Annotated in this window: 8 protein-coding genes and 1 pseudogene; 7 read left to right on the plus strand and 2 right to left on the minus strand. The window is 70.0% G+C overall.

The window, feature by feature from the left end:
- Positions 1–100: 100 nt before the first annotated feature.
- Complete coding sequence (locus ACFXBC_RS32940) at positions 101–799, minus strand: DUF5324 family protein (RefSeq protein WP_385033028.1); 699 nt, start codon at positions 797–799, stop codon at positions 101–103.
- Between the two features lie 353 nt (positions 800–1,152).
- Here ACFXBC_RS32940 and ACFXBC_RS32945 point away from each other — a divergent pair, with 353 nt between their 5' ends.
- Both ACFXBC_RS32945 and ACFXBC_RS32950 read left to right on the plus strand, forming a co-directional pair.
- Positions 1,153–1,704 carry a peptidylprolyl isomerase gene (locus ACFXBC_RS32945; protein ID WP_385033031.1) on the plus strand — a complete coding sequence of 184 codons (552 nt, stop codon included), beginning with the start codon at positions 1,153–1,155 and terminating at the stop codon, positions 1,702–1,704.
- A gap of 154 nt (positions 1,705–1,858) precedes the next feature.
- On the plus strand, positions 1,859–2,752 hold the full coding sequence (locus ACFXBC_RS32950) for a rhomboid family intramembrane serine protease (protein WP_385033034.1): 894 nt from the start codon (positions 1,859–1,861) through the stop codon (positions 2,750–2,752).
- A 278-nt stretch (positions 2,753–3,030) separates the two neighbouring features.
- On the opposite strand, the gene crgA is transcribed toward ACFXBC_RS32950, so the two are convergent.
- Positions 3,031–3,288, minus strand: a complete 258-nt coding sequence (gene crgA, locus ACFXBC_RS32955) for a cell division protein CrgA (RefSeq protein ID WP_385033037.1) — start codon at positions 3,286–3,288, stop codon at positions 3,031–3,033.
- A 145-nt stretch (positions 3,289–3,433) separates the two neighbouring features.
- On the opposite strand from crgA, the gene ACFXBC_RS32960 reads away from it, so the two are divergent.
- From ACFXBC_RS32960 to ACFXBC_RS32980, 5 genes and pseudogenes are all read left to right on the plus strand, one after another.
- Entirely contained in the window at positions 3,434–4,201 is a 768-nt protein-coding gene (locus ACFXBC_RS32960; RefSeq protein ID WP_385033040.1) for a DUF881 domain-containing protein, read from the plus strand.
- Between the two features lie 20 nt (positions 4,202–4,221).
- Entirely contained in the window at positions 4,222–4,929 is a 708-nt protein-coding gene (locus ACFXBC_RS32965) for a class E sortase (RefSeq protein WP_385033043.1), read from the plus strand.
- A gap of 60 nt (positions 4,930–4,989) precedes the next feature.
- Positions 4,990–5,166 carry a hypothetical protein gene (locus tag ACFXBC_RS32970; protein ID WP_385033046.1) on the plus strand — a complete coding sequence of 59 codons (177 nt, stop codon included), beginning with the start codon at positions 4,990–4,992 and terminating at the stop codon, positions 5,164–5,166.
- Positions 5,163–5,801, plus strand: a complete 639-nt coding sequence (locus ACFXBC_RS32975) for an aminodeoxychorismate/anthranilate synthase component II (RefSeq protein WP_385033049.1) — start codon at positions 5,163–5,165, stop codon at positions 5,799–5,801. The genes ACFXBC_RS32970 and ACFXBC_RS32975 overlap by 4 nt, the downstream gene beginning before the upstream one ends.
- A pseudogene (locus ACFXBC_RS32980) lies at positions 5,798–6,303 on the plus strand (hypothetical protein); the annotation flags it as partial. The gene ACFXBC_RS32975 and the pseudogene ACFXBC_RS32980, both read left to right, overlap by 4 nt.

Genomic DNA, 6,303 nt, shown 5'->3' on the forward strand with positions numbered 1-6,303 from the left:
TGATGTTGCCGCGGGCATCCCGTGCTTCGGGCCGAGCCGGGAAGCGGCGCAGCTGGAGGGTTCCAAGGCGTCCCTGTCCACCGCGACCGGCGTCCGCCGGTCAGTTCCGGGGGTCGTCGCGTTCCTGGTCGCCCTCCTCGGCCTTGGCCTGCTTGGCCTTGACCTCGGGGTCCAGGGCGTCGGCGCTGCCGTCGACCGCAGTGAGCGGCGGCCGGCCGTCCCCGACCTCGGTGGGCGCGGGCGGCTCGACCAGCCAGTCGGGGTTCGCCTGCTTGTCCCACCACTTCCAGGCGGCGAACGCACCTCCGGCGACCACGCCGAGCACGAAGACGCCCTTCGCCAGCCGGCCCGCCTTCGCGCGCCGCTGCTGCTTTCTGACCAGCTTCTGAATCTGCTTCGCCGACACCTGACCGCGCAGCGCGGCGACGGCGGCCGCACTGCGGGCCGCGGCCTCCTCACGGACGGGCTGAGCCGCTGCCACGGCCTGCTCCACCCGCGGCGCGAGCTGACACTGCGCCTGCCGGGCGGCCTTCGCCGCGCGCTGCGCGGCGGCGTCGACCTTCGGCGGTACATGAGTGAGGGCCTGGTCGACGTGGGGTGCGAGCCGTGCGTCGTACTGGGTACGGGCCTGCTGCGCTGCCAGCGAGACCTTCGGGGCCAGCCGTACACGAGCTTCGTTGGCGTAATGCGTGGCCTGTTCCTTGGCCGTTTCGGCGTAGGGCGCCACCACTTCCGCGGCGTGCAGCACGTTCTCCTTCGCCGTACCGGTCGCGGCGCGCACGCTGTCCATGCGGGTCACGGGTTCCTCCTCATCGGTGGCGTTCTGTCATTCGCCTGTCCACCCTTTTCGAAATCATGCCTGCACGGCACCTTCGCGGCACGTGAGGGCAGGCATCCGGGTCAGGAAAGACATAATTCGTCATTGTGGTGCAAGGGGGCGTCTGCGCCCCGACAATGCCATGATTCGGCCCCGGGCGCGCCCGGTTCGCCGGTGACCCGGGTGCTTTTCCCCTGCGTGGCGGCCTGAACAGGACGACGTGAACCAGCCGCACCGGACGGGCCGGACCGGACGGAAGGCGCTGGGCCCCGGGGCCTCCGGGGCCGTGCGAGGATCGGGGAACGTCAGAGAAGACTTACGGAAGGCACACACCCGTGGCCGAGCAGCTTTACGCCACCCTGAAGACCAACCGCGGCGACATCGAGATCCGGCTGCTGCCGAACCACGCGCCGAAGACGGTCAGGAACTTCGTCGAACTCGCCCAGGGAGAGCGGGAGTGGACCCACCCGGCCACCGGCCAGAAGTCCACGGACCGGCTCTACGACGGCACCGTCTTCCACCGGGTGATCAGCGGCTTCATGATCCAGGGCGGCGACCCGCTGGGCAACGGCACGGGCGGCCCCGGCTACGAGTTCGCCGACGAGTTCCACCCGGACCTGGCCTTCGACAAGCCGTATCTGCTCGCCATGGCCAACGCGGGCCCTGGCACCAACGGCTCGCAGTTCTTCATCACGGTGCAGCCGACGACCTGGCTGACCCGCAAGCACAGCATCTTCGGCGAGGTCACCGACGCGGCGAGCCAGCAGGTCATCGACGCGATCACCGCCACGCCGACCAACCCGCGCACCGACCGGCCGGTCCAGGACGTCGTCATCGAGACGGTCGTCGTCGAGACCCGTGACGGGGCCGGCACCCGCAAGAGCTGAACCACGGCGGCCGGTGCCGGCCGCCGGATCACACGGGCGCGGGAGCGGGGAGCCCGTTGCCTTGGCGGGTACGGGAACCACCGGCCCCGTCCGTCCGTATGACGAGCGGGGCGGGTGCAGCGCGTACGCGGCCCGTACGAGACGAGGGAACCCGATGGAAGAGTTGCCAGGAGGCCCGGAGCGGCGGTCAGGGGCGGGCGGTCTGCCCCACTGCTACCGCCACCCCGGCGTGGAGACGGGCATCAGCTGCGTCCGCTGTGAGCGGCCGATCTGCCCGCAGTGCATGGTCAGCGCCTCGGTCGGCTTCCAGTGCCCGGAGTGTGTACGCGGCTCGGGCACCGGCAGCACCCCGGCGGCGGCGAGCAGACCGCGCACCGTGGCGGGCGGTACAGTCACCGCCGACCCGCGTCTGCTCACCAAGATCCTCATCGGGATCAACGTCGTGGTGTTCATCATGCAGGTGGCGAACAACAACAGCTTCGACACCAGTTACGAGCTGCTGGGGCAGGCGCGGACCATGCCGTTTGGGCCGCTCGAGGGCGTTGCCCAGGGGCAGTGGTACCGGCTGTTCACCGCGATGTTCATGCACGCCAACTACGCGCACATCGGGTTCAACATGCTGAGCCTCTGGTGGATCGGCGGGCCGCTGGAGGCGGCCCTCGGCCGGGCCCGCTACCTCGCGCTATATCTGCTCTCCGGGCTCGCGGGCAGCGCGCTCACCTATCTCATCGCGTCGCCGACCGAGGCGTCGCTCGGTGCCTCCGGCGCGATCTTCGGGCTGCTGGGCGCGACCGGTGTCCTGATGAAGCGCATGAACTACGACATGCGGCCGCTCATCGGGCTGCTCGTGGTCAATGTGATCTTCACTTTCACCGGCGGAATCGCCTGGCAGGCGCATCTCGGCGGCTTCGTCGCCGGGATCGTCATCGCGATCGGCATGGTGCACGCACCGCGCGAGCGGCGGACGCTGCTGCAGTTCGGCACCTGTGTACTGGTGCTGCTGGCGACCCTCGGCATGGTGCTGGCCAGAACGGCCATGCTGACCTGACAGGGCCGTCCCCGGGGGCTCCGGGCCCGGTTGTCCACAGCGAGTGGCGGGCCCTGTGCATCCTGTGGGGAACAACAGTGCCCCTCGCCGCTGACCTGGGTTTCCCCAGGAAGGGCAAGGGGCGGGGCACTGTTGTGGTATGGCGTCGAGTAGTCACACCGGTGTCAACGCCCGAAAGTTATCCACAGATCTTCTGAGTTTTCCCCGGCTGTGGATAGCGCTGTGGATAACTCAGGGCAGGGCTTGACGGGAGCCAAGGCGTGTGAAGGGCCCGCGGGCTACTTCCACTGGGTCGAGACGCCGAAGCCGCCCGCGATGAAGCCGAAACCGACCACGATGTTCCAGTTGCCGAACGCCTCGATGGGCATATCGCCGCCCGTGACGTAAAAGACGACGATCCAGGCGAGACCGATCAAGAAGAACGCCAGCATCACCGGCGCCACCCAGCTGCGGTTCGTCAGCTTTATGGGAGTCGCCTGCTTCGTCGCGGGCGGCGGCGTGAAATCGGCCTTCTTGCGGATACGTGACTTCGGCACGAGGGGCTCTCCTGTCGATGCGCTGCGTGACCGCGCAGGGGGAACTGTGTGGGAAGTGCCGGGAGCGGTTGCGACGGGGCGCATGGCCTCCCCCGGGCGTCCGTTAGCGTAGTGCTTCCGGGGTGTGGAAGGAGATAAGGGTACGTTGAGCAATTCTGACGACTCTCCCACAGGGGCCACCCGCCACCGCATCCGGCGGCCGGTCCGGATCCTCACCGCGGCCGTCTTCGCGCTCGCCGGACTCATCTTCGTGACCAGCTTCAACACCGCCAAGGGCACCGACATCCGCACCGACGCCTCGATGCTGAAGCTCTCCGACCTCATCCAGGAGCGCAACGGCAAGAACAAGGCGCTCGGCGACTCCACCGCCGCCGTACGCCGCGACGTCGACGCGCTCGCCCAGCGTGACGGCGGGGCCACGAAGAAGCAGGACGAGGGGCTCAAGGCCCTGGAGAAGTCCGCCGGTACGCAGAAGCTCAGCGGCGCCGCGGTCTCGGTCACGCTCGACGACGCCCCGCCGGACGCCACCGCCAACCCCGGCTACCCCGACCCGCAACCCAATGACCTGGTCATCCACCAGCAGGACCTCCAGGCCGTGGTCAACGCCCTGTGGAAGGGCGGCGCCAAGGGCATCAAGATCATGGACCAGCGCCTGATCACCACCAGCGCCGTGCGCTGCGTCGGCAACACCCTGCTCCTCCAGGGCCGCGTCTACTCGCCCCCGTACAAGGTGACCGCGGTCGGCGACCGCGGCAAGCTGAAGAAGGCGCTCAACGCCTCCCCGGCGATCCAGAACTATCTGCAGTACGTGAAGGCGTACGGGCTCGGCTGGAAAGTCGACGACCACCGGACGGTGACTCTTCCCGGCTACTCGGGCACAGTGGATCTCCATTACGCAGCACCTGTGGGGTAGTTCCAGGGAGGCGGACGGCTGTGACGGTGCGACTGATCGTCAGGAGCTTCAGCGAACTCTGCATCACCGTGGGCGCGTTGATCGTGCTGTTCGTCGCGTATCTGCTGTTCTGGACGGGCGTCAAGGCGGACAGCGCCGCGGACCACCAGATCGACGACCTGCACCGCCAGTGGGCCCACAGCGCGGCGGCCACCCCCGGCCCCGGGGCCTCCGGGCCGTCGAGAGCGCCGCAGCCGAAGCCGGCCCCCGCCGCCTACCGGGCGGGTAAACCCTTCGCCGTGATGTACATCCCACGCCTCGGCGGCGACTGGAGCAGGCCCGTGCTGCAGAACACGGCCGTCGGCACCCTCCAGCGGGGCCTCGGCCACTACGCGGGGACCGCCAGGCTCGGCGCCACCGGGAACTTCGCGGTCGCCGGACACCGGCGCACGTACGGCGACCCGTTCAAGGACTTCCCGAAACTGCGGCCCGGGGACGCGGTGGTGCTCACGGACGGGACGACCTGGTACACGTACCGCATCGACCGCAAGCCCTATCTGACCGTCCCGTCCGACACCGGAGTCATCGCTCCGGTGCCGGTCAAATCCGGTTTCCAGGGGGCGGGCCGCTATCTGACACTCACCACCTGCGACCCGGAATGGGGCAGCAGCCACCGGCTCATCGCCTGGGGGCACCTCGACTCCACGCAGCCGGTGACGCAGGGCAAGCCGGCCGCTTTGCGCGGGTGACCCACGAGCCCCCGCCCCTGCCCTCTACTCTGGTGCCGTCACACGAACGGAAGGGACAGCATGTACGGCTGGATCTGGCGGCATCTGCCGGGCAACGTATGGCTGCGGTCGGCCATCTCGCTCGCGCTCGTGCTCGTACTCGTCTACCTGCTCTTCCAGTACGTCTTCCCGTGGGCGGAGCCGCTGCTCCCGTTCAACGACGTGACGGTCGACCAGGGAATGGGGGCCGTGCGATGAGCGCCCGCATCCTCGTCGTGGACAACTACGACAGCTTCGTCTTCAACCTGGTCCAGTACCTGTATCAGCTGGGCGCCGAGTGCGAAGTCGTGCGGAACGACGAGGTCACCCTCGCGCACGCACAGGACGGCTTCGACGGCGTCCTGCTCTCTCCCGGACCCGGAACGCCCGAACACGCCGGTGTCTGCGTGGACATGGTGCGGCACTGTGCCGACACCGGGGTCCCCGTCTTCGGGGTCTGCCTGGGCATGCAGTCGATGGCCGTGGCGTACGGCGGAGTGGTGGACCGCGCCCCCGAGCTGCTGCACGGCAAGACGTCTCCGGTGACGCACGAGGGTGCCGGTGTCTTCGCCGGGCTGCCCTCGCCCTTCACCGCCACCCGCTACCACTCGCTGGCGGCCGAGCCCCGGACCGTACCGCCCGAGCTTGCGGTCACCGCGTGGACCGCGGACGGCATCATCATGGGGCTGCGCCACCGTGAACTGCCGGTCGAGGGCGTGCAGTTCCACCCCGAGTCGGTGCTCACCGAGCACGGCCACCTGATGCTCGCCAACTGGCTGGTGCAGTGCGGCGACACAGGCGCGGTCGGACGGTCGGCGGGGCTTGCGCCGGTGGTGGGCAAGGCCGCGGCGTGACGGGAGTGCGCCCCGGACAGGACGGCTCGGGGGCGTCGGAACCACGGCCGGAACCACCGGGCGGGCCCGGCCGCGACTACGACCCGCTGACGGACCCGCTGCCCGCCGGCAGCCATGGATCGCCGTGGTTCCGCGCGGAGCGCAGGGAGCGCACGACGCCCGAACCGGCCGTGCAGGACCCGCCACGGGACTGGTACGGCCGGGAGGCGGTGTACGAGCCCATAGCCCCGCCGCAGGCCACACCCCCGGCCGGGCCCCCGGCCGCGGGGCCTTACGTACAGCCGGGCCCGAAACCGTACGCCCAGCCGGGCCGGAACCGGCAGCCGCACGTCCCTCCGGGCCCGGCCCCGAAGCCGTACGCGCAGCCGGACCAAGCCCCGAAGCCGTATGCCCAGCCGGCTTCGGCCCCGGGGCCCGTCCCCGAGGGCGCCCCTGCCGCCCCCGCCCCCCACCCGGCCCCCGGCCCCGCGCGCGACGAGCTTGGCCGGGGCGCGCGGGCCGC

The organism is Streptomyces sp. NPDC059398, from assembly GCF_042751845.1.
In the GTDB taxonomy this organism is placed as follows: Bacteria; Actinomycetota; Actinomycetes; order Streptomycetales; family Streptomycetaceae; genus Streptomyces.

What these genes read in the sequence shown, in the direction of transcription:
- ACFXBC_RS32950 (WP_385033034.1), top strand. Translation starts at nt 1,859, where the DNA reads ATGGAAGAGTTGCCAGGAGGCCCGGAGCGGCGGTCAGGGGCGGGCGGT.
- ACFXBC_RS32970 (WP_385033046.1), top strand. Translation starts at nt 4,990, where the DNA reads ATGTACGGCTGGATCTGGCGGCATCTGCCGGGCAACGTATGGCTGCGG.
- ACFXBC_RS32975 (WP_385033049.1), top strand. Translation starts at nt 5,163, where the DNA reads ATGAGCGCCCGCATCCTCGTCGTGGACAACTACGACAGCTTCGTCTTC.